Origin of the sequence: Haliea sp. E1-2-M8, assembly GCF_030649675.1 — a bacterium.
In the GTDB taxonomy this organism is placed as follows: domain Bacteria; phylum Pseudomonadota; class Gammaproteobacteria; order Pseudomonadales; family Halieaceae; genus Haliea.
This window is the reverse complement of sequence record NZ_JAUTDR010000012.1, coordinates 35,915-57,094: the sequence shown is the minus strand read 5'-3', so window position 1 is coordinate 57,094 and position 21,180 is coordinate 35,915. Positions and strand designations below refer to the sequence as shown.

Genomic DNA, 21,180 nt, shown 5'->3' with positions numbered 1-21,180 from the left:
ATGCGTTCCTCGTCGCTTCCGTCAGCGGGCCCGGAGTCCGTCGATACCCCTGTTGGCCAGCTGGTCGGCAATCTCGTTCTCCCGGTGCCCGCTATGCCCCTTGACCCAGTGCCAGCTGATCCGGTGGCGCTGACTCTGCTCGTCCAGCGCCTGCCACAGATCGATATTTTTCACCGGCTGGCGGGAAGCCGTCTTCCAACCCTTTTGCTTCCAGTTGGCCAACCATTTGGTAATCCCGTCACGCACATACACGGAATCGGTAGTCAGGGTGACCTCACAGGGCTCTTTCAGGGCGCGCAGGGACTCGATCGCCGCCTGCAACTCCATCCGGTTGTTGGTGGTGTGGGACTCGCCGCCAAAGAGTTCGCGCTCGCGTCCGTTGCAGCGCAGCAGCGCTCCCCAGCCGCCCGGCCCGGGATTGCCGCGGCAGGCGCCATCGGTGAATATCTCGACCTGCTTCACGCGGCGTGGTCACCCTGGCGTGGCGTCGCCGCCGGATTCGGCACTGCCAAACCGATCAGACGAGCGCTGCGGCTGGCGCGCTGCACGGGGCGGGTGGTACCGCCGACCTGCTTGATGGCGTGGATCAGGTAGACATCGCCCAGCGGCAAGCGGTGCCGTTCGCTCCAGAGATTGGCAGCGGCGGCGTAGTGGCCGACACGGGACTCCCCCAATACCGGCAGCGGGTACAGATAGCGCGCGGACTCCGCTTCGCAGCCGAGCAACCGCAGCCAGTCCAGCAGGCGGGAACAGCCCACCGGGCGGTGGCCCTGCCACAGGGCATTGCCCCCCAATCCGCGCAGGTGGTGGATGGTGCCCAGCAGGCCCCAGGGGTTGAAACCAATCAACAGCAACTGGCCGTTGGGCGTCAGAACCCGCTGCAGCTCGCGCAACACCTGGTGTGGCTGGGTGGTGAAATCCAGACAGTGGTGGGCAATCACCACGTCGACGCTGTCACTCTCCAGGGGCAGCTCATCGTGCTCGGCCACGACCGTCACTGCATGCCCCGCCCGCGGCGCGGTGTAGGCCCGGTGCCGGATCCGGCTGTTGCCAAACAGGGGTTGCTGTCGGGTATAACCTACCTGCACCAGGTGATAACCGAAGGCTGTCTCCAGCATGGGCTCGAGAGCCGTCTGCACCGACGCGTGCAGGTTGTGCCCCACCGCGGTCGCATACCAGGATTCCAGTTCGCTCAAAATATCGCTACACTCGCGCATTGTCTCCAGCCGCCGGGTACCGGCGCGCTAATTGCCCAAACGGGCATGTTACTGCATTTCAGGGGGTTTGGAACGTCACCATGCTGGTAATCGAACCGCTAGCCGCCTTCAGCGACAATTATATCTGGCTCCTGCGCGACAGCGGCAGCCGGCGCTGCTTTGTGGTCGATCCGGGTGACGCCGCGCCCGTCCTGGCGATACTCGAACGGGACCAGCTTGAACTTGCGGGCGTGCTGATCACCCACCACCACTTCGACCATGTCGGTGGGCTGGAAGAACTGATCGCCCACAGCGACCCGGTGGTCTACGGTCCGCGCAATCCCGCCATAACCGGCATCTCCAGGCCACTGCAGGCCGGCGCCAGCATCGAGGTGCTGGGGCTTGAGTTCTCCGTCATCGCTGTGCCCGGGCATACGCTGGACCATATCGCCTACTATCACGCAGGCAGCAGTGGCCAACCGCCCCTGCTGTTCTGCGGCGACACCCTGTTTGCCGGTGGCTGTGGCCGCATGTTCGAGGGCACGGCCCCGGTCATGTATGCGTCGCTGGCCTCCCTGGCCGCCCTGCCCGGCGCCACCCGGGTGTACTGCGCCCACGAATATACCCAGGCCAACCTGCGCTTCGCCCGGGCAGTAGAGCCCGACAACAGCGATCTCGCCCGACGCGCGGCAGAGGTTGCCGCTGCGCGGGAACGCGGCGAACCGACTGTGCCCTCGGAACTCGCCGTCGAGCTGACTACCAACCCCTTCCTCCGCTGCGAGGAGCCGGCGCTGGTGGCCGCACTCCGACGGCAGGGTAAATGGCAGGGCGAGAAGCCGGAAGAGGTGTTTGCTGCCCTTCGCACCTGGAAGGATTCATTTTGAGTTTTCCAATTAAAAACATAAAGTTATACTCGATTTTTGTAGTGGTTTCGAGCTTTCTGTCGGTATCTGGCTGTCAGCTTGTGCCGGCCGATTCAGAAACCGTCGGGGCTCGCCAGGAGACCGCGCCCAGCAAGGTGCAGCGAACCGCGGTCACAGAACCCCCTCCGCCGTTGCTCCGGCGCGCCCCAGTGCCGGAGCAGGTTGACCCCAACGATCTGTGGGCGCGTCTTCGCGGCGGCATGCAATGGGAAATACCGGACAACCGCCAGGTGCGTGACGCCCGGGCCTACTACCTGGCACAGGACCGCTACTTCGAGGCGGTCACCGAGCGCGGGGCGCTCTATCTGCACTACATCGTGGAGGAAATAGAGCGCCGCAACATGCCCATGGAGCTGGCCCTGCTGCCACTGGTGGAGAGCACCCTCAACCCCTTCGCGCTCTCCTCCCAGCAGGCAATGGGCCTGTGGCAGATCATGCCCGCGACGGGCCGCACCCTGGGCCTCAGCAGCGACTGGTGGTACGACGGCCGGCGCGACCTGCGCGAATCCACAGCCGCCGCGCTGGACTACCTGCAGTACCTGCACGACAGCCTCGAGGGTGACTGGCTGCTCGCCATTGCCGCCTACAACGGCGGCGTCGGCCGTGTCGGCCGTGCAGTTCTGGGCAACAGTGCCCGCGGTCGCCGCACCGATTTCTGGTCCCTGCCACTGCCTGCGGAAACCCGCAAATATGTCCCCCGCCTGCTGGCCCTGAGCAGTCTTGTCGGGGAACCAGATGCCTGGGAGCTGGCACTGCCGCCACTGGCCAATGCGCCCGCCTTCGTGCCCGTACCGACGGGCGGCCAGATTGAACTGGCACGGGCGGCGGAACTGGCCGAGGTCGACCTGCCGGTCCTGCAGGCACTCAACCCCGGCCACCTGCGCTGGGCCACCTCCCCCGGCGCCACCGAACTGCTGCTGCCACCGGAAAGAGCAGACCTGTTCCGGCAGCGTCTTGCCACACTCAGCCCGGAACAGCGTGTCAGCTGGCAACACTACCGGGTCAAACGCGGTGATACACTGTCACGGATAGCCCAGACGTTCGATAGCCGGGTCGATCTGCTGCGCAAGGCCAACAAAATTCAGGGCAGCCTGATCCGTGAGGGGTCGACCCTGCTCATTCCCCAGGGAGCGTATGCCCGTGGCGCGCTGGCCCAACGCGGCGGTCCGGCACAGATCGAAACGCGTGACTACAAGGTTCGCCGCGGAGACTCCCTGTATCGCATCGCCCGGCGGTTCAAGGTCAAGGTCACGGATCTCATTGCCTGGAATGCGCTCAATCCGCAGGCAACCATCTACCCCGGCCAGCAGCTGACCATGTATGTCCGCGGCGGCTGATCCCGGCCCCGAGACCCTTTTCAACACCCCGTTCGGAACGTTCCAGCTACGACGCTACCCCATGCGCAAACAGGAGTTGTTGCGAGCCTGGTGCGGCGCCGACATGCTGCTGCTGGAAACCCTTGCCGGCGCGTCGCTGCAGGAGCCCGTGCTTGTCGTCAACGATGACTACGGCGCCCTGAGCCTGCCCCTGGCCGCCGCCGGTACCGCCTGCACGCTGTGGACAGATTCCGCCCTGGCGGCACAGGCGCTGGCAGACAACGCCTGTGCGAACAAGACCCCGGCGCCGGCGCTGGTGTGGAGTACCGACCCGCCCCCTGCGGGCACTGCACTGGTGCTGCTGCGTATCCCGAAGCAGAAAGCCCTGCTGGAGTACCAGCTGGCACAGCTTGCGCCGTTGCTGCCTGCCGGTGCGACAGTGTTGGCCGCGGGTATGGACAAGCACCTGCCGACCGGCCTGGACAACCTGTTCAACCGCTACATTGGTCCCTGCGAACGGTTGCGGGGGCGTTACAAGGCCCACCTGTGGCGGGCACGGCGCAGTGAGCAGGCGCCCCCCGCCATGCCCGGCGATCTCAGCAGCTACTACTGCGAGCCGCTGGGTGCCACGCTGCGCTCACTGCCCAATGTCTTCAGCCGCCAGACGCTGGACCTCGGCACCCGCTTCCTGCTCGAACAGTTATCCGAGCTGCAGCCGGTAGCCCGGGCAGTAGACCTCGCCTGCGGCAACGGCGTTATCGGCCTGGTTGCGCTGCAGCGCAGCCTGGCCCGGGAACTGTGGTTTTGCGATGAGTCCGCCCAGGCCATCGCCTCGGCCCGGCTCAACCTCGAGAAAGTGCTCCCGCAGCAGGTAACCATGGCACACTTCCACCACGGCGACGGCCTGCGGGACTGGGCTGCGCCCGCGCCCGACCTGGTTTTGTGCAACCCGCCCTTCCACCTCCAACACACGGTGGACGACTATGCCGGGAGGCGTTTGCTCAGCCAGGCGGCGGCTGTGTTGGCTCCCGGGGGGCAGCTGTGCCTGGTGGCAAATCGCCATCTCGACTACCGCGCCACGCTGGCGCACGGCTTCCGCCAACAGCGCATCCTGGCGCAGAACCGCAAGTTCCGCATTTATCTGGCCAGCCGTTAGGGGTATGACTTGTTGACCGACAGCAGGCTGTTTACGGCACGCGTGTAACCGAGCCTGCAGGCAGTGGTCCAGAGCTTGTTAGAGTAGGTGGATAACACTCATGAACCGCAGCGGAGCCCAGGCCGTGAAATTTGTTCTTTCCACCTCTTTCAGCACTGTCGCCCATCTCACGCAACTAGCCCCGGTCGCCGATCAATATGGCTGGGACGCAATGTCATTCTCCGATCATGTGGTGCATCCGGAACAGATCAGCGAGCCCTACCCCTACACCGAAGATGGCAGCCGGCGCTGGGCCGCCTTCACTGACTGGCCCGACCCCTGGGTTGTAATCGGCGCCCTGGCCACCATCACCCAGCGCCTGCGCTTCACCAACAACATTTTCGTGTTGCCCATGCGCAATCCCTTTCTGGTCGCCAAGGCCATCAGCACCGCGGCCATTGTCTCGGGCAACCGGGTCACGCCCGCTTTCGGCGTCGGCTGGTCGGCGGATGAGTTTGCGCTGATGCAGCAGGATTTTCGCACCCGGGGCAAACGCACCGACGAAATGCTGGAGATCATGCGCCTGCTGTGGACTGGCGAGATGGTGGAGTATCGCGGCGAGTTCTATCAATTCGAGCGGCTGGAGATGAACCCCGCGCCCAGCGAGCGCATCCCGTTCTGGATCGGCGGTATTTCCGACCCGGCCATGCGCCGGGCCGCACGGCTGGCCGATGGCTGGGTCACCGACCTGCAGCCCTCCAGTGAAATCATCCACAGCATTGAGCGCATTCGCCAGTGGCGCCGGGACTGTGGCCGGGAACAGGAGCCGTTCGAAGTAATGGCGACTCCCAACGATGCCTGGGATGCGGCTGGTTACAAGCGGCTGGAAGATGCCGGTGTCACCCACATTCTGACCATGCCCTGGGCCTTCTACCACGGTGAAACCGAAGACGTGAACCTGAAAATCGACGGCGTGAAGCGCTACGCCGACGAGGTGATCGCGCCGCTCACCTAGGTGCCCCTTCATCAAGCCAGTGAACCTTTGCCTGGGCCGCCAGCGCGTCCCAGACCCCAGCCAGCAGGGCATCTGCCGACGGCGCCCGGACGCCGCTGTCGGTAGCAGGGTCCGGCGCCAGCACCGCGCTCAGGGTCAACGTGCGGATGGCCCGGGTCGCACCGACATAGAGCAGGCGCGCATTCTCCACCCGGGACTTGTGGCGACGGATACGCAGCAGTGTGTTGTAGACGCCGGGGCTATCGCGCTCGCTGTGGTCATCGGTCGCCAGCAGGAAGCGCCGCGCGCCATCGGCATCGGTGTAGTCGTCCCACAACAGCGCCGGGCGCTCGTCCGCCCGCGGCCTGCCCGCCAGCCCCGGCAGGAACACGTGGTCGAACTCCAGCCCCTTGGCCCGGTGCAAAGTCATTACCTGGACCCGGGCCGAGGTGTCTCCGGAGCGCGCATAGAGGCCTGCGAGGCGGCGTTGCAGCGAGGGCAGGTCCAGGCCCCTGCCCTCGCTGTCGGCCTGTTCCAGCAGCTGCAGGAAGCGCTCGGCGTTGTGCAAATCGGTCTCGGAACCCGCGCAGGCCGGCCCGCCCAACTGCTCCCACAGCAGTTCCAGCCAGACCCGCAGCCCGCGCCGGTCGCGGCGACGAAAGGCCTCTGCCAGCGCCGCCGCCACCGGAACCAGGCGTTCGCGCCCGGCGGGGCTCAACTGCGCCCGCATGGCGGGATCCTGCAGCGTGCTGGCCAGTGGCTGCCGCGACGCTGCGGCGCCATACTGCGCTACCCGCAGCAAATCCGCCGGCTCCAGCGCGCACCAGGGCGCCCGCAGCAGGGCCATCCAGGCAACGCGGTCCGCCGGGTTGGCCAGCGCGCGGCACAGGGTGAACAGATCCGCAACCACCGGATTGCGGGCGAGGCTGTCGATGTCCTGGGCGTTGTAGCTGATCCCTGCCGCACGCAATGCTGCCAGCACCGGCTGCAGTTGGCCGCGGCTGCGCGCCAGCACGGCCACGGTGGTGTCGGCAGCGTCGTCCAGGGCCGCCGCGATGCGATCGGCCAGCAGCGCCGCCTCACGCAGCGCGCCCGGCGCCGGCTCGTCGGCAAACACCTCCAGCGCCACCGCCGGTTCTGTGCCGGCGGCGCGGGTGGCTACGGCCGGGGTAAACCGGACCTCGCCCCGGGCGATGTCATCCACAGCGGGAAACGCCTGCTGAAACACGGCGTTGACCCAGTCAACGATGCCCGCCCGGGAGCGGAAGTTGCTCGCCAGCATCAGGTACTCGGGCACCACGCCGTTGAAGCCCTCGTCCCTGGCCCGCAGAAACAGGCCCACGTTGGCATCGCGGAAGCCGTAGATCGACTGCATGCCGTCCCCCACCAGGAGCAGGGTCCGGGGCCGCTCCGGCTGCAGGGCATTGTGTTCCCCCCAGCCGCGTGTGAGCCGCTGCAGCAGGCGATACTGGTTGATGGCGGTGTCCTGAAACTCATCGACCAGCAGGTGCTCAATCCGATAGTCCAGACGCAGGGCAAGATCTGTGGGCGCCTCGTCCTCACCGAGGGCCTGCAGGGCATAGAGAGCGATCTGGGTGTGGTCCACCTGGCCGCGCTGCTGAAATACCAGCAATAGCTGCGCCGCCAGCACGGGCAGCACATGGAACAGATGCAGCAGCAGCTGCCAGCCATTGTCCTCGGGGTCCGCCGCGGGCAGAACCGCGAGGTCTCGCAGGTCCCGGCGCAGCGTCTCCTGCCCCGCAAGACCGGCCAGCAACGCCTGCATGCGTTCTTTCCAGTCCCGGGCCGCCCCCTTTCCCGCCGGGACGCCGGCCGCCGGGACGCCGGCCGCCGGGACGCCGGCCCCAGGAAACCCCTGGCGCTTGTCGACCCGGCTGCGCCATTGCCCGTCCGCTTTCAGCAACAGCGTGGCGACACCCCGCCAGGCGGTCAGCGACTCCCCGCCGGCTGCCGACAGGTCGCCGGGAGCCGGCTGGCCCAGCTGGACCGCCGCGTACTCGCGCAGAGCCTTGAGTTCCCCCGCCACCGGCGCCAGTGCAGCAGCCAGTCGTCGCAGCCGGTCCCTGACCAGGTGATCGAGAGTCTCGCGCAACACCGCCTCTGCCCAGGCCGGATCGTGCCGCAGGCTGACATAGTCCTGCCACTGCTCCCGGCGCGCCAGCAGTGCCGACAACAGCTCCTGCAGGCGCGCCCAGTCGTTGCCAAAGTGCAGCAACAGCGCCTCGAGGTCGGGGACGACCGGGTGCCCTTCCTCCAGCAGCCGGAACAGGCCGATGACAGCCTCGGCATAGAGCTCGCGGGCATCGTCCACCGCACTGGCCTGGCCGCCAAAGCGGCTCAGCACCGGCATTTGTCGGGTCAGTGCGTGGCAGAAACCATCGATGGTGCGAATATTGAAACGGGCCGTATCGCGCAGCAGTTGCCAGCCCAGCTGAGTGCCGTGGACGAGTGCCGCCTGCGCCAGCTCCCGGGTGCGCTGTTCGTGGCTGCCGGTAACCGGCTCCCCGGCAGCGGCGGCCTCCAGGGCGGCGACCACCCGGTCGCGCATTTCCGCCGCCGCCTTGCGGGTAAAGGTGATCGCCAACACCTGTTCAGGCAGTGACACTCGCGACAGCAGTGCCAGATAGCGCTGGATCAGCAGCTCGGTCTTGCCGGAACCCGCGGGTGCGCTGACACAGAAGCTGCCGGCGGTATCCAGCGCGCGCTCGCGCTGCCAGGCGTCGCTGACCGTCATGTGCCGGCCGACTCAATACGGCACAGGGCCTGCATCCCGCAGTGGCGGCAGCTGGCGGCGGATTTTGGCTCCACCGCCGCCTCCCCGCCGACAAAGGCCGCGGCCAGCGCGGTCAGCGACTGGCGCCAGTGCGCCACCACTTCCTCCCAGTCGGCACAGGGCTCCTGGCCGCGGGTGCGGGCCCCGATGTCGGTATGAATTCCGGGGCCGGATTCAACCCGCGCCAGGCCGGTGAACTGGCAGCGCCGCTCCCGCACCGTGGCAAAAGCTGCGCCTGCCGGCGTGGGATCGGCGGCGAGTGCATACAACGGCAACTGCGGCTTCGCCGGCCGCTCCCCGAACCAGTCACCCACCCCGGACTGGCCGGACTTGTAGTCAATCAGCAGCGTTGAACCATCCTCCAGCGCGTCGATACGGTCTATCCGCAGCGACAGCGCCAGACCTTCCAGTTGCAGACTGTCCGCGGATTCAAGCGCCAGCACCCGGAATGGCGGCCGCGACCGCTCCAGTTGCAACCACTCCGCCAGCAGCCGCTGCAGGCGCAACCCCTCCAGCCGCAGACAGGCGCGCCCCGCCGCCCGCTGCCGGGTCGCGGGCAGTGCCTCCAGCGCCGCAGCCGCGGCCCGCTGCAGGCACTCCAGTTCCGCCGCCGGGGCCAACTGCGCGAGCGCAGCCTGATCGCCGAGCTCCCCCCAGAGATGAAACAGGGCGCTGTGCAACAACTCGCCGCGGTCCGCGGCAGACAGGCCCGACTGCGGCTCAGGCAGCACCTGCAGATGCAGCCGACGCCGGGCAAAGGCACGAAACGGGCACAGGGACTGGTCTTCGAGGATGGCGCTGCCGCCGCGCAGGAGGGCGGCTTCAGCCGGGGACACGGTTGGCGCCGCCGCGCTCTGGTCCGGCGCCTGCAAGGGAGCCCCCAGCTGGTCCAGCCAGGCGGTTTTCAGCGGCGCCGCGGGCAGGTCGGGTGCCGCCGCAAAATCCCGCAGCAGTGGGCTGGGCAGTTCGGGAACGCCATCGCGCTGGGCACTGTAGCTGGCATGCAGCACAGTGGTAGCGTGCCGATAGCGGTCCATCAAGGCCTCGGTAAAGGCCCACTCCCGTTCCGCGCTGGCGTGAGGCATGCCGCGTTCGCGCTGCAGCTGCAGGGGAATGAAGGGGTGCGGGCGTGCCGGGGCGGGCCACTGGCTGGCCTGCATGCCGCACAGCCAGAGCCGGTCGAACTGCAGGCCCGCCGCTTCCAGCGGACCCAACACCTGCACCGTGCTGTCTTCGGTCTGGGGCTGGAAACCTGCTTCCCCCGCCAGCCGCCGCAACAGCTGCAGGGCTTCCGCAAACCGCAGGGACGGCGTCACCAGGTCGAAACCCGCATAGTCCTGCAGCAGCCGTTGCCACTGTTCCAACTGCTGGTATTCCAGCGAATCCGGCGCCGCCCCGGGCCAGCCCCACAGCGCCAACAGGCGCTCAAAGCGACCAACCCAGACCGAGGGCGGCTTGCGGCCGCCGGTCAGGGCCGGCGTCGCGCTCGCTTGCAGCGCTTGCGCCAGAGCGGGACTGGCGCCCCCGCCAGCGGCCAGCTCCCGCTCCAGCTGTGACAGCGTCAGGCGCTCCAGCCGGGTCTCGAAACAGCGAGTCAGCAGCGTTGTGGCGCCCGCTGCCGCGAGACCCGGCCCGAGAAAGCGCGACTGCAGGAGCAGGGCCAGAGCGGGCGGACCGATACCCTCCACCGGCAGCGCCAGCAACTGCAACGCGTCGCGTACGAGGGGAACTTCGGCCAGGGGCTGACCTGCGGAAAAGTTGACCGGCAGACTCTGGTAGCGCCGATCCAGGCAGGCAAATTCGCGGCGCAGGAGATAGTCCAGCGTGGCCCGTTCTCCCGCACTGTCGGGCACCACAATCCCCAGCCGCAGTGCCGGCTCGCTGGCCACCAGTTGCGCGGCCCAGCGTGCCACCCCGGCGAGTTCACTGCGGCTGTCATCACAGCGCAGCACTTCACATTGTGTCGCGGCAGACGCTGCCGATTCCAGCTTCTGCAGATCGGCGCCCAGGCGCTGCAGACAGCGTTCATACAGGGGCGGCAGGGAGTCGAAGGCGAGCATGGCCAGCGGGGTGCGCGGCTCTTCCGGGGCCAGCGCCGCCAACCCGCGGATGGCATCCACCAGAGTGGTCAGACCGTCGCAGTCCAGGCGGGCGTTGAACGCGTCTGCCCAGCGCAAAAACGTGCCACAGTCCTCATCCAGCAGGAACAGCTGGCGCACGGGGGCCGCCCGCAGGTCGACCTCCCAGCGCAGCAGCGTGTCCCGGGCCCGGGCTGCCAGCCGCGCCGCAGCCCCGGGCTGCAGGAGGTCATGGCGCCCGGCCTGGGCCTGGTCCGCGGCGATGACCTGGCGCCACAGTTCATGGGCCTGGGCCGGGCTCAGCATGAGCCCTGCGGGCAATCGGCCCGCGGCTACGGCCTGCTGCCAGCGGGCCAGCAGCCAGGGTTCCAGGGCGGACACCCGGGGTACTGTTGGCTCGCCAGCCGCGGGATCTGCGACGTGCTCCCACTCCGAGAGGATCCGCCGGGCAAGGCGCTGGGTAGGTGTCAACAGGGTGTAGCCGGCGGCGATCAGGGGTTGCAGCGGGTCGATATCGTACAGTCGGGGCAAGCGCTTCTCCGGACGGTGGCGGCGGGCGGTTCCTACCCAAAGCCGCATCGCTGCTATAGAATGTCGCGCCTCGACAGGTGCTCCGGCGCCAGCTGGGGATACTCTATCAGGTAACGATCAATGAGCAATATGGAAGTCTATAACATCAACGTCGCGTCCCAGGACGTGCTGGTGACGCCGGCGCAGTTGAAACAGGCGCTGCCCCTGAGCGCCGCGGCGCACGACATGGTCAGTGACAGCCGCGCAGTGATCCAGAACATCCTTGATCGCAAGGATCACCGCATCTTCGTGGTGGTCGGCCCCTGCTCCATCCACGACATCGACGCCGCCATGGACTACGCCCGGCGTCTGCAGGCACTGGCAGAGGAGCTGGCGGACACCCTGTATATCGTGATGCGGGTCTACTTCGAGAAACCGCGCACCACCGTGGGCTGGAAGGGCCTGGTCAACGACCCCCGTCTGGACGACTCCTTCAAGATTGAGGAGGGCCTGCACATCGGCCGCCGGCTGTTGCTGGACATCCTGGAACTGGGTCTACCCACCGCCACGGAGGCGCTGGACCCGATCTCACCCCAGTATCTGCAGGACCTGATCAGCTGGTCCGCCATTGGCGCGCGGACCACGGAATCCCAGACCCACCGGGAGATGGCCAGCGGCCTGTCCTCGGCGGTGGGTTTCAAAAACGGTACCGATGGCGGCCTGACCGTTGCCAGCAATGCCCTCAACTCGGTGGCCAAGCCGCACCGTTTCCTGGGTATCAACGGCCAGGGCGAGGTTTCGGTGATCACCACCCGCGGCAACCGCTACGGCCACATTGTCCTGCGCGGCGGCAGTAATGGCCCCAACTACGACTCGGTGCATATCCGCTTGTGTGAAGAGGCGCTGGCCAAGGCCGCCGTGCCCCAGAGCATCATGGTTGACTGCAGCCACGCCAATTCCAGCAAGCAGCCGGAACTGCAGCCACTGGTGGTGGAAAACGTGGGCAACCAGATTCTGGAGGGCAACCGTTCAATCATCGGCCTGATGATCGAGAGCAATATCAACGCCGGCAACCAGTCGATCCCGGAGAATCTGGCCGATCTGCAGTACGGCGTTTCCATCACCGACGGCTGTATTGGCTGGGAGGAAACCGAGGCCTGCCTGCGGGCACTGCGCGAGAGCCTGAAGGATGCGCTGCCGCAACGCCTGGGCGCAGGCTGAAACGGCGTCAGCTCAGCGCGCCAGGACTGAGGGCGCTCAGTAATAAGCCTGGCTGCGATCCGTGTGGTCGGTGCTGTCGCGCACGCCCTTGAGCTCAGGTAACTGCTCCAGCAGGGTTTTTTCCACCCCGCCCTTCAGGGTCTGGTCAACCATGCCGCAGCCCTGGCAGCCACCGCCAAACTTGAGAATGGCGAAGGGATCCTCAGTGATTTCCACCAGGCTGACTTCGCCGCCGTGGGCGGCCAGGGAGGGATTCACCTCGTTGTACAGAATGTAGTTGATGCGATCTTCCAGGGGGCTGTTCTCATCCACCCGGGGCAGTTTGGCGTTGGGCGCCTTGATGGTCAGCTGGCCACCCATGCGATCCTTGGCATAGTCCACCAGGGCATCCTCAAGGAACGGCAGGCTGCGGGCGTCAAACCAGGCGTCGAGTTCGCCGAAGGTCTGCTTCTCATCCCCTTCCTGGATATCGCCCTCACGACAGTAGGCGATACAGGTCTCTGCCTTGGGTGTGCCCGGCTGGTTGATAAAGACGCGAACGCCCAGAGCGTCCTCCTGCTTGGTCAGCAGTTCGGCGAGATAACCCTGTGCCGATTCCGTGATGGTGACCATGAACCTCTTCCATTCCGAGTAAATTGGTCAGGTATTCTAGCAAACTTCTCCGGGAGAGTGCGAGATCTGATTGCGGCGCAGCCAAAGCCGCGGCTAATCTGTTAGAATTGTTGGCTTTTTACAGGAACTACCCATGGATCTGGACAGTCTCACAAACCACCCTCTGGCCCTCGCTCTGCGGCAGCGCATCCTGATCCTGGACGGCGCCATGGGGACCATGATCCAGGCCGAGGGGCTGCAGGAAGCCGACTACCGCGGGGACCGCTTTGGCGCCCACCCGGCGGATCTCAAGGGCAACAACGACCTGCTGTCCCTGACCCGCCCCGATATCATCGCCCGCATCCACCGCCGCTATCTGGAGGCGGGCGCCGACATTATCGGCACCAACACCTTCAACAGCACCGCAGTTGCCCAGGGCGATTACGACCTGTCCGAACTGGCCGCGGAACTCAACCTGGCGGGCGCCCGCATCGCGCGGGAGGTGGCCGATGAGCTCACCGCGCGGGAGCCGGAGAAGCCGCGCTATGTGGCCGGCACCCTCGGCCCCACCCCGCGCACCGCGTCCATTTCCCCGGACGTGAATGACCCCGGCGCCCGCAATGTTTACTTCGCGGAATTGCAGGAGGATTACGCAGCCGCCACCCGCGCCCTGATCGAGGGCGGAGTAGACCTGATCCTGATCGAAACCGTTTTCGACACCCTGAACGCCAAGGCGGCGATCTTTGCCGTGCAGTCGGTATTCGAAGAACTGGGCACCGAGTTGCCGCTGATGATTTCCGTGACTTTCCCGGACACCAGCGGCCGGGTACTGTCGGGCCAGAGTCCCGAGGCTTTCTGGAACGCCGTGGCCCACGCCAGGCCTCTGATCGTGGGCAGCAACTGCGGCCGCCGCTTCAAGGAGATCCGGCCGTTCCTGGAAGAACTGGCTACGGTCGCCGAGTGCTACTTCAGCGCCCACCTCAACGCCGGCCTGCCCAACGCTTTCGGCGACTACGATGAAACCCCCGAGGACATGTATGAAGACTTCCGCGGTTTCGCCGAACGCGGCTTCCTGAATCTTGCGGGCGGTTGCTGCGGCACCACGCCCCACCACATCGAGGCCATCGCCCGGGCGGTGCGTGACATTGCCCCGCGCCCCCTGCCCCAGCGCCCGCCGGCCTGCCGGCTCAGCGGGCTGGAGCCCTTCAACATCGGCGCCGACAGCCTGTTTGTGAACGTCGGCGAGCGCTGCAACGTCACTGGCTCCGCCCGTTTCAAGCGCCTGGTCCTGGACGGCAACTACGAGGCTGCCCTGGACGTGGCCCGGGTCCAGGTAGAGGACGGCGCCCAGATCATCGACATCAACATGGACGAGGGCATGCTGGACGCCGAGGAAGCCATGGTGACCTTCCTCAACCTGGTGGCCTCGGAACCGGATATCTGCCGGGTACCGATCATGGTGGATTCCTCGCGCTGGTCGGTGATTGAGGCCGGTCTGCGCTGCATCCAGGGCAAGCCGGTGGTGAACTCCATCAGCCTCAAGGCCGGGGAAGCCGAATTCATTGAGCAGGCGACCCTGTGCAAGCGCTACGGCGCGGCGGTAGTGGTCATGGCCTTCGACGAGGACGGCCAGGCCGACAACCTGGAGCGGCGCAAGGCCATCTGCCGGCGTTCCTGGGAGCTGCTGGTGAACACGGTGGGCTTCAATCCCAATGACATCATTTTCGACCCGAACATTTTTGCGGTCGCCACCGGCATCGACGAGCACAACAATTACGCCGTGGAGTTTATCGAGGCCACGCGCTGGATCCGCGAGCAACTGCCCGGTGCCCTGATCTCCGGCGGCGTCTCCAATGTGTCGTTTTCCTTCCGCGGTAACAACGTTGTGCGCGAGGCGATTCACTCGGTGTTCCTCTACCACGCCATCCGCGCCGGCATGAACATGGGCATCGTCAACGCCGGCCAGCTCGCGGTCTACGACCAACTGCCGGGGGAACTGCGCGACGCAGTCGAGGACGTCATCCTCAACCGCCGCAACGACGGCACCGAACGGCTGTTGGAGCTGGCGGAGACCTACCGCGACAGCGGCACCGGCACCGCCCGGGTGGAAGATCTCAGCTGGCGCGAAAAGCCCGTGGGCAAGCGCATGGAGCACGCCCTGGTCAAAGGCATCAACAGCTTCATCCTGGAGGATGCCGAGGAAGCCCGGCAGCTGTTCGCACACCCGATTGAAGTGATTGAAGGCCCGCTGATGGACGGGATGAACGTGGTCGGTGACCTGTTCGGCGAGGGCAAGATGTTCCTGCCCCAGGTGGTCAAGAGCGCGCGGGTCATGAAGCAGGCGGTGGCCTACCTGCAGCCCTACATCGAAGAGGAAAAAACCGACAGCACCCGGACCAACGGCAAGATCCTGCTGGCCACGGTCAAGGGCGACGTCCACGATATCGGCAAGAACATTGTCGGGGTGGTGCTGCAGTGCAACAACTTCGAGGTGATCGACCTCGGGGTCATGGTTCACTGCGAAAAAATCCTCAGCGTCGCGCGCGAGGAAAAGGTCGACATCATCGGCCTGTCCGGCCTGATCACGCCCTCCCTGGACGAGATGGTGCACGTGGCCAGCGAGATGCAGCGGCAGGACTTCCAGGTTCCCCTGATGATCGGCGGCGCCACCACCTCCAAGGCGCACACCGCGGTGAAGATCGAGCCGCGCTACCAGAATGATCTGGTGGTCTATGTGCCGGATGCCTCCCGCAGCGTGTCGGTGGCAACCGCTCTGATGGGCCTGGGCAAACCGAAGTTTGTCGCCGAGCGGCGCAGTGAATACACCGCGGTGCGCGAGCGGGTCGCGAACCGCCAGCCGCGTACCCGGCAGCTGCCCTACCCGGAGGCCGTTGCCCACGCGCCGGCACTGGAGTGGGAAAGCTACACGCCACCCCGGCCGAGCTTTATCGGTACCCGGGTGGTGGATGATTTTCCGCTGGAAAAGCTGGTGGATATCATCGACTGGACGCCGTTTTTTATCTCCTGGGAACTGGCGGGAAAGTACCCGAAAATTCTCGAGGACGAGGTGGTGGGCGAGCAGGCCCGGGAGCTGTTCGCCGACGCCCAGGCCATGTTGCAGAAGATCATTGCAGAGAAACTGATCACCGCTCGCGCCACTCTCGGCTTCTGGCCCGCGGTGCGCAATGGCAGTGACGACATTGACCTGTTCGCGGACGAATCCCGCAGCGAAGTCATCGCCACCCTGCACCATCTCCGGCAGCAGATGGAAAAACCCAGTGGTGAACCCAACTTCTGCCTGGCGGACTACATAGCCCCGGCGGATGCCGCGCCCGATTACCTTGGCGCATTCTGTGTCACCACCGGCCACGGCGTCGATGAACTGTCGGGCCGTTTTCTGGCCGAGCACGACGACTACAACAGCATTCTGGTAAAGGCCCTGGCCGATCGCCTGGCCGAGGCGTTCGCCGAGTACCTGCACCGTTGGGTGCGCACTGAACTGTGGGGCTATGCGCCGGATGAACAGCTGGGTGTCGAGGAGCTGGTGCGGGAGAAATACCGCGGTATACGTCCCGCCCCGGGCTACCCTGCCTGCCCCGACCACACCGAGAAAGCCACCCTGTTCGAGCTGCTGCAGGCGCCCGACACCTGTGGTGTTACGCTTTCGGAAAGCTTCGCCATGTCACCGGCATCATCGGTCAGCGGTTTCTATTTCTCGCACCCCGAGGCGCGCTATTTTGCGGTGGGCAAGATCGGCCGCGACCAGGTGGCTGATGTGTCCCGGCGCAAGGGCATGAGCATTGCCGAAGTGGAACGCTGGCTGGCACCGGTACTGGACTACTGAGTCCCGGCAACGCCGCCGCAACTTATTATCTGGAGCAGAATGATGTCTGAACACCCCGAAACAGAACGCGCTCCGCCAGCGGAGCAAGAGCAGAATCCGGAATCTTCGCAACACCGCATGCGACCCTGGCATGTCATCAGCAGCGTGTTTGCGGCGGGGCTGGGTGTGCAGAGCAGTCGCAATAGGGAACGGGATTTCAAGCAGGGCAAGGCCGGCGTCTTTATTGCCGCCGGCCTGATCTTTACTTTGCTGTTTATCGCAGCGGTGGTGCTTATCGTCCAGGTGGTGTTGAAAAGCGCGTCCTAGCACCCCTTCAAGACGCGTTTTAGCCGGGCATTGCACCCAGCCAGAGATAGAGAGTGACAACCACAATGGTGATAATGGCGGTGGCGGCAATGGCGTCGGCCATGCCGTCGTCTTTATTGGTTGAACCGGACATGCGGGGCTCCTCGTCTGGGGGTGAATCCGGCCTCGGGCCGGCGTATCTGGTCGCCGGATTATATCAGGAAATTCCGGATTGGCAGCCTGTCTCGCCATACTGCGCGGGTTCTAAACTTATAAAAAATCAGCATAAATCGTCTCCGGGGTTTTCTGGTAAGGTAGCGCCTCCGCCAAAGCCGCCCCTGCTATTAGGACCTCTCGATGTACCTTTACGACCAGTATGACCAGCGCATCGTCGATGAGCGCGTGGCCCAGTTTCGCGACCAGACCCGTCGCTTCCTGGCCGGCGAACTGACTGCAGCCGAGTTCCTGCCACTGCGCCTGCAGAATGGCCTCTACGTGCAACGCCTGGCGCCCATGCTGCGCATCGCCGTGCCCTATGGCCTGCTGTCCAGTGCCCAGTTACGCAAGCTGGCTCACATCACCCGGCATTACGACAAGGGCTATGCCCACGTCAGCACACGCCAGAATATCCAGCTGAACTGGCCGCAACTGGAGGAAGTGCCGGAGATCCTGGCTGAACTCGCCGGTGTCCAGATGCACGCGATCCAGACCAGTGGCAACTGTATTCGCAACACCACCACTGACCAGTTTGCAGGCGTTGCCGCGGACGAACGTGAAGACCCGCGCCCCTGGTGTGAAATCATCCGCCAGTGGTCCACGCTGCACCCCGAATTCGCCTTTTTGCCGCGCAAGTTCAAGATAGCGGTGTGCGCCAGCGAGCAGGATCGCGCCGCCATCCACGCCCACGATATCGGGGTTGAGCTGCTGGCCAACGCCGCCGGTGAATACGGCTTCAAGGTACTTGCCGGCGGCGGTCTCGGCCGCACCCCGGTGATCGGCTCCGTGATCAGCGAATGGCTGGAAAAGCGTCACCTGCTCACCTACCTGGAGGCGATCCTGCGGGTCTACAACCAGTACGGCCGCCGCGACAACAAATACAAGGCGCGGATCAAGATTCTGGTCAAGGCCATGGGTGTCGAGGCCTTCCGGGAAGCAGTGGAGCGCGAATGGGCGCTGGTGAAAGACGGCCCCAGCACCCTCACGGACGAGGAGATAGCGCGGGCCAAATCCTTCTTCACCGAGCCGCCCTATGTCCAACTGGACGCGGGCGCATCTGCCGCGGCACTGCAGGCTCGCTGCACTGCAGACCCCATCTTTGGCAACTGGGTCGCGCGCAACACACTCGCCCACCGCGTCCCCGGTTACCGCGCGGTGACCATCTCGCTGAAGGCAACCGGGAACGCCCCCGGTGATGTCACCGACAGCCAACTGGAACTGCTGGCGGACCTGGCGGACAGCTTCTCCTTCGGCGAACTGCGCACCACCCACCAGCAGAACATGGTACTGGCTGATGTCGAAGCCAGCGCTCTCTACACCCTGTGGCAACAGCTACAGGGTGCAGGTCTGGCGACGCCGAACATCGGCTACATCACCGACGTCATCTGCTGCCCCGGCGGCGACTACTGTTCCCTGGCCAACGCCAAGTCCATTCCGGTTGCCGAGGCGATCCAGGCCCGGTTCGAGGATCTGGACTACCTCTACGACCTCGGCCCGCTCGAACTCAATATCAGCGGCTGCATGAACGCCTGCGGCCACCACCACATCGGCCACATCGGCATCCTGGGGGTGGACAAGAAAGGGGCCGAGTTCTACCAGGTCAGCCTTGGTGGCAGCCAGTCCAAGGAGGCTGCCATCGGCAAGATCCTGGGGCCCTCATTCAGCCAGGAAGACATTCCGGACGTGGTCGAGAACATTCTCGACACCTTTGTCAGCTTGCGCCAGGAAGAGGAAACTTTCCTGCAAACCTATAACCGGGTGGGTATCGAACCCTTCAAGGAGCGGGTCTATGCCAAAACTCATTAAGCAGGGCGAGATTACCAGCGACGCCTGGCTGCCGCCCGCAGCCGACGCCGCCACAGCACCGGAATTTCACCTGCCCACGCTGGGCCAGTGGCAGGACCTCGCCGACAAAACCGGCTCCGCGGTGCAAATTGAACCCGGTGACGGTATCGCCGAACTGCTGCCGGCACTGGATGCGATTGGGCTGGTAGCGGTGCATTTCCCGCTGTTTACCGACGGGCGCGGGTTTTCCTATGGCCGGGAACTGCGCCAGCGCGGTTATCGGGGTGAGCTGCGAGCCGTGGGTACGTTCCTGCCGGACCAGCTGCACTACCTGCGTCGCTGCGGTTTTGACGCGTTCCAGTTCAGCGATGAGTCCCGGCTGGAAGAGGGTCTGCGGCAGTTGGATATCTTCTCCGAGCACTACCAGGGTGCGATCGACGAGCCGCAGCCGCTGTTCCGGCGGCGGCACTGAGGCGGGGTACCACTCCGATCACGCACAAAAAAGCCGGCTTTTTTGTAGTGGCCAGAGCGTTGCTTCAGAGCGCGGCTTCCAGTTCCGGCAGGGCATTGAACAGGTCCGCCACCAGGCCGTAGTCTGCCACCTGAAAGATCGGGGCATCCTCGTCCTTGTTGATGGCGACAATGACCTTGGAGTCCTTCATCCCCGCCAGGTGCTGGATCGCGCCGGAGATACCGACGGCGATATACAGATCCGGAGCCACAATCTTGCCGGTCTGGCCAACCTGCATGTCGTTGGGAACAAAGCCGGCATCCACCGCCGCGCGCGAGGCGCCAATGGCCGCCCCCAACTTGTCCGCGATCCCTTCCAGCAGTTTGAAGTTGTCCCCGTTCTGCATGCCGCGGCCACCGGAAATCACCACCGGTGCAGCGGTCAGCTCGGGGCGATCGGACACCGCCACTTCCTCGCCGACAAACTCGGATATGCCCGCATCATGCTCGGAGGACAAGGCTTCAATGGTTGCGGAACCACCCTCTGCGGCAACGGCGTCAAAGGCGGTCGTGCGCACGGTGATAACTTTCTTGGCATCGGTGGTCTGCACCGTGGCAATGACGTTGCCGGCATAGATCGGACGCTTGAAGGTGTCGGCGGATTCAACGGAGATGATGTCGGAAATCTGGGCGACGTCCAGTAATGCGGCGACCCGCGGCAGGGTGTTCTTGCCGTTGGTGGTCGAGGGCGCAATGATGTTGTCGTAATTCGCTGCCACTTCGGCAATCAGCAGACTTATATTTTCCGCCAGCTGGTGCTCGTAGGCAGCATTGTCCGCCAGCAGCACCTTGCCCACGCCCGGCACGGCCGCGGCCTGGTCGGCAACGGCGCTGCAGTCGGCGCCAGCCACCAGGATATCGATATCGGCACCCATGGCTTCGGCGGCCGCTACCGCATTGAGGGTGGCGGGTTTGAGGCTGCTGTTGTCGTGTTCTGCAATAACCAATGTGCTCATGAGATTACCTTCGCCTCGTTCTTCAGTTTGTCGACCAGCTGGGCGACGTCCTCGACCTTGATCCCGGCCTTGCGCTCAGGTGGTGGCTCGACCTTGAGCTGGGTCAGATGTTTGGTGACTTCGACACCCAGATCGGCGGGCGTAAATACGTCCAGCTGCTTCTTCTTGGCCTTCATGATGTTGGGCAGCGAGGCGTAGCGTGGCTCGTTCAGGCGCAGGTCGGTGGTGACGATCGCCGGCAGCGTCAGGCTGATGGTCTGGAGCCCACCATCCACTTCACGTATCACATTAATTTTCTCGCCTTCCACCTTGATTTCAGAGGCAAAAGTTCCCTGGGGCATCTTGGTCAGTGCACCCAGCATCTGGCCGGTCTGGTTGTTGTCACCGTCGATGGATTGCTTGCCCAGGATGACCAGCTGGGGCTGCTCCTTCTCGACCACGCCCTTCAATAGCTTGGCCACGACCAGGGGCTCTACGCCCCCTTCCGTTTCCACGTGAATGCCGCGGTCGGCGCCCAGCGCCAGGGCGGTGCGGATTTGCTCCTGGCAGGGCTTCTCCCCAACCGATACCGCAATCACTTCCGTGGCAACGCCGGCTTCCTTCAGGCGGACGGCTTCCTCGACGGCGATTTCACAGAATGGGTTGATGGCCATTTTGACATTGTTCAGATCAACATCACTGCCATCGCCCTTGGCACGGACCTTGACGTTATAGTCAACGACGCGCTTTACGGCAACAAGAACCTTCATAGGATTTCCAACGCTAGTTTCGGGTGGGTTACAGGGGGCCAGGCCGCGAGTGGCGGGCCACCGGTTTGAGTTCGGGC

General features: G+C 65.0%; 17 protein-coding genes. 9 read left to right on the top strand and 8 right to left on the bottom strand.

The annotated features are described in order from the left end of the window. Window positions 1-21: 21 nt before the first annotated feature. The gene (gene rnhA / locus Q6D67_RS11650; RefSeq protein WP_304705784.1) at window positions 22-462 is read right to left on the bottom strand and encodes a ribonuclease HI; all 441 of its coding nucleotides are present in this window, start codon (window positions 460-462) and stop codon (window positions 22-24) included. Continuing rightward, window positions 459-1,196, bottom strand: coding sequence for a class I SAM-dependent methyltransferase (locus Q6D67_RS11645; protein WP_304705783.1), 738 nt, complete (start codon window positions 1,194-1,196; stop codon window positions 459-461). The genes rnhA and Q6D67_RS11645 overlap by 4 nt, the downstream gene beginning before the upstream one ends. A 101-nt stretch (window positions 1,197-1,297) precedes the next feature. Between Q6D67_RS11645 and gloB the strand changes: the two genes are divergently transcribed. The 4 genes from gloB to Q6D67_RS11625 all read left to right on the top strand — a co-directional run bounded on the left by gloB (window position 1,298) and on the right by Q6D67_RS11625 (window position 5,585). Next, the gene (gloB, locus tag Q6D67_RS11640) at window positions 1,298-2,080 is read left to right on the top strand and encodes a hydroxyacylglutathione hydrolase (protein ID WP_304705782.1); all 783 of its coding nucleotides are present in this window, start codon (window positions 1,298-1,300) and stop codon (window positions 2,078-2,080) included. 188 nt (window positions 2,081-2,268) lie between these two features. Further along, window positions 2,269-3,456 carry a LysM peptidoglycan-binding domain-containing protein gene (locus tag Q6D67_RS11635; RefSeq protein ID WP_304705781.1) on the top strand — a complete coding sequence of 396 codons (1,188 nt, stop codon included), beginning with the start codon at window positions 2,269-2,271 and terminating at the stop codon, window positions 3,454-3,456. Continuing rightward, complete coding sequence (locus Q6D67_RS11630; RefSeq protein WP_304705780.1) at window positions 3,440-4,591, top strand: class I SAM-dependent methyltransferase; 1,152 nt, start codon at window positions 3,440-3,442, stop codon at window positions 4,589-4,591. Before Q6D67_RS11635 ends, Q6D67_RS11630 begins: the two co-directional genes overlap by 17 nt. 124 nt (window positions 4,592-4,715) lie before the next feature. Next, on the top strand, window positions 4,716-5,585 hold the full coding sequence (locus tag Q6D67_RS11625; RefSeq protein ID WP_304705779.1) for an LLM class F420-dependent oxidoreductase: 870 nt from the start codon (window positions 4,716-4,718) through the stop codon (window positions 5,583-5,585). Here Q6D67_RS11625 and Q6D67_RS11620 read toward each other — a convergent pair. Together Q6D67_RS11620 and Q6D67_RS11615 are read right to left on the bottom strand one after the other, a co-directional pair. Next, a complete protein-coding gene (locus Q6D67_RS11620; protein WP_304705778.1) occupies window positions 5,578-8,319 on the bottom strand; it encodes an exodeoxyribonuclease V subunit beta in 2,742 nt (913 codons plus the stop codon). The genes Q6D67_RS11625 and Q6D67_RS11620 overlap by 8 nt on opposite strands. Then, window positions 8,316-10,967 (bottom strand): PD-(D/E)XK nuclease family protein, encoded by a 2,652-nt coding sequence (locus Q6D67_RS11615; RefSeq protein WP_304705777.1) that lies wholly within the window; start codon window positions 10,965-10,967, stop codon window positions 8,316-8,318. The genes Q6D67_RS11620 and Q6D67_RS11615 overlap by 4 nt, the downstream gene beginning before the upstream one ends. Before the next feature lie 120 nt (window positions 10,968-11,087). On the opposite strand from Q6D67_RS11615, the gene Q6D67_RS11610 reads away from it, so the two are divergent. Then, window positions 11,088-12,167 carry a 3-deoxy-7-phosphoheptulonate synthase gene (locus tag Q6D67_RS11610; RefSeq protein WP_304705776.1) on the top strand — a complete coding sequence of 360 codons (1,080 nt, stop codon included), beginning with the start codon at window positions 11,088-11,090 and terminating at the stop codon, window positions 12,165-12,167. Window positions 12,168-12,203: 36 nt separating this feature from the next. Here Q6D67_RS11610 and nfuA read toward each other — a convergent pair whose 3' ends face one another. Next, complete coding sequence (nfuA, locus tag Q6D67_RS11605) at window positions 12,204-12,779, bottom strand: Fe-S biogenesis protein NfuA (RefSeq protein ID WP_304705775.1); 576 nt, start codon at window positions 12,777-12,779, stop codon at window positions 12,204-12,206. A 133-nt stretch (window positions 12,780-12,912) separates the two neighbouring features. Between nfuA and metH the strand changes: the two genes are divergently transcribed. Beyond that, window positions 12,913-16,602 (top strand): methionine synthase, encoded by a 3,690-nt coding sequence (gene metH / locus Q6D67_RS11600; protein ID WP_304705774.1) that lies wholly within the window; start codon window positions 12,913-12,915, stop codon window positions 16,600-16,602. A gap of 42 nt (window positions 16,603-16,644) precedes the next feature. Beyond that, window positions 16,645-16,908: a DUF2970 domain-containing protein gene (locus tag Q6D67_RS11595; RefSeq protein ID WP_370551954.1), complete on the top strand. Its 264-nt coding sequence runs from the start codon at window positions 16,645-16,647 to the stop codon at window positions 16,906-16,908. 19 nt (window positions 16,909-16,927) lie between these two features. Here Q6D67_RS11595 and Q6D67_RS11590 read toward each other — a convergent pair whose 3' ends face one another. Then, entirely contained in the window at window positions 16,928-17,041 is a 114-nt protein-coding gene (locus tag Q6D67_RS11590; protein ID WP_304705773.1) for a methionine synthase, read from the bottom strand. 203 nt (window positions 17,042-17,244) lie between these two features. On the opposite strand from Q6D67_RS11590, the gene Q6D67_RS11585 reads away from it, so the two are divergent. Both Q6D67_RS11585 and Q6D67_RS11580 read left to right on the top strand, forming a co-directional pair. Further along, window positions 17,245-18,909, top strand: a complete 1,665-nt coding sequence (locus Q6D67_RS11585; RefSeq protein ID WP_304705772.1) for a nitrite/sulfite reductase — start codon at window positions 17,245-17,247, stop codon at window positions 18,907-18,909. Further along, on the top strand, window positions 18,893-19,360 hold the full coding sequence (locus Q6D67_RS11580; RefSeq protein WP_304705771.1) for a DUF934 domain-containing protein: 468 nt from the start codon (window positions 18,893-18,895) through the stop codon (window positions 19,358-19,360). Before Q6D67_RS11585 ends, Q6D67_RS11580 begins: the two co-directional genes overlap by 17 nt. A 64-nt stretch (window positions 19,361-19,424) precedes the next feature. Here the strand turns inward: Q6D67_RS11580 and Q6D67_RS11575 are convergent, their stop codons facing one another. Together Q6D67_RS11575 and Q6D67_RS11570 are read right to left on the bottom strand one after the other, a co-directional pair. Next, window positions 19,425-20,354, bottom strand: a complete 930-nt coding sequence (locus Q6D67_RS11575) for an electron transfer flavoprotein subunit alpha/FixB family protein (protein WP_304705770.1) — start codon at window positions 20,352-20,354, stop codon at window positions 19,425-19,427. Then, entirely contained in the window at window positions 20,351-21,103 is a 753-nt protein-coding gene (locus tag Q6D67_RS11570; RefSeq protein ID WP_304705769.1) for an electron transfer flavoprotein subunit beta/FixA family protein, read from the bottom strand. Before Q6D67_RS11570 ends, Q6D67_RS11575 begins: the two co-directional genes overlap by 4 nt. Window positions 21,104-21,180: the final 77 nt, after the last annotated feature.

Coding starts and splice junctions, on each gene's coding strand:
- gloB (WP_304705782.1), top strand. CDS start 1,298: ATGCTGGTAATCGAACCGCTAGCCGCCTTCAGCGACAATTATATCTGG.
- Q6D67_RS11630 (WP_304705780.1), top strand. CDS start 3,440: ATGTCCGCGGCGGCTGATCCCGGCCCCGAGACCCTTTTCAACACCCCG.
- Q6D67_RS11620 (WP_304705778.1), bottom strand. CDS start 8,319: ATGACGGTCAGCGACGCCTGGCAGCGCGAGCGCGCGCTGGATACCGCC.
- Q6D67_RS11610 (WP_304705776.1), top strand. CDS start 11,088: ATGAGCAATATGGAAGTCTATAACATCAACGTCGCGTCCCAGGACGTG.
- nfuA (WP_304705775.1), bottom strand. CDS start 12,779: ATGGTCACCATCACGGAATCGGCACAGGGTTATCTCGCCGAACTGCTG.
- metH (WP_304705774.1), top strand. CDS start 12,913: ATGGATCTGGACAGTCTCACAAACCACCCTCTGGCCCTCGCTCTGCGG.
- Q6D67_RS11595 (WP_370551954.1), top strand. CDS start 16,645: ATGTCTGAACACCCCGAAACAGAACGCGCTCCGCCAGCGGAGCAAGAG.
- Q6D67_RS11590 (WP_304705773.1), bottom strand. CDS start 17,041: ATGTCCGGTTCAACCAATAAAGACGACGGCATGGCCGACGCCATTGCC.
- Q6D67_RS11585 (WP_304705772.1), top strand. CDS start 17,245: ATGTACCTTTACGACCAGTATGACCAGCGCATCGTCGATGAGCGCGTG.
- Q6D67_RS11580 (WP_304705771.1), top strand. CDS start 18,893: ATGCCAAAACTCATTAAGCAGGGCGAGATTACCAGCGACGCCTGGCTG.
- Q6D67_RS11575 (WP_304705770.1), bottom strand. CDS start 20,354: ATGAGCACATTGGTTATTGCAGAACACGACAACAGCAGCCTCAAACCC.
- Q6D67_RS11570 (WP_304705769.1), bottom strand. CDS start 21,103: ATGAAGGTTCTTGTTGCCGTAAAGCGCGTCGTTGACTATAACGTCAAG.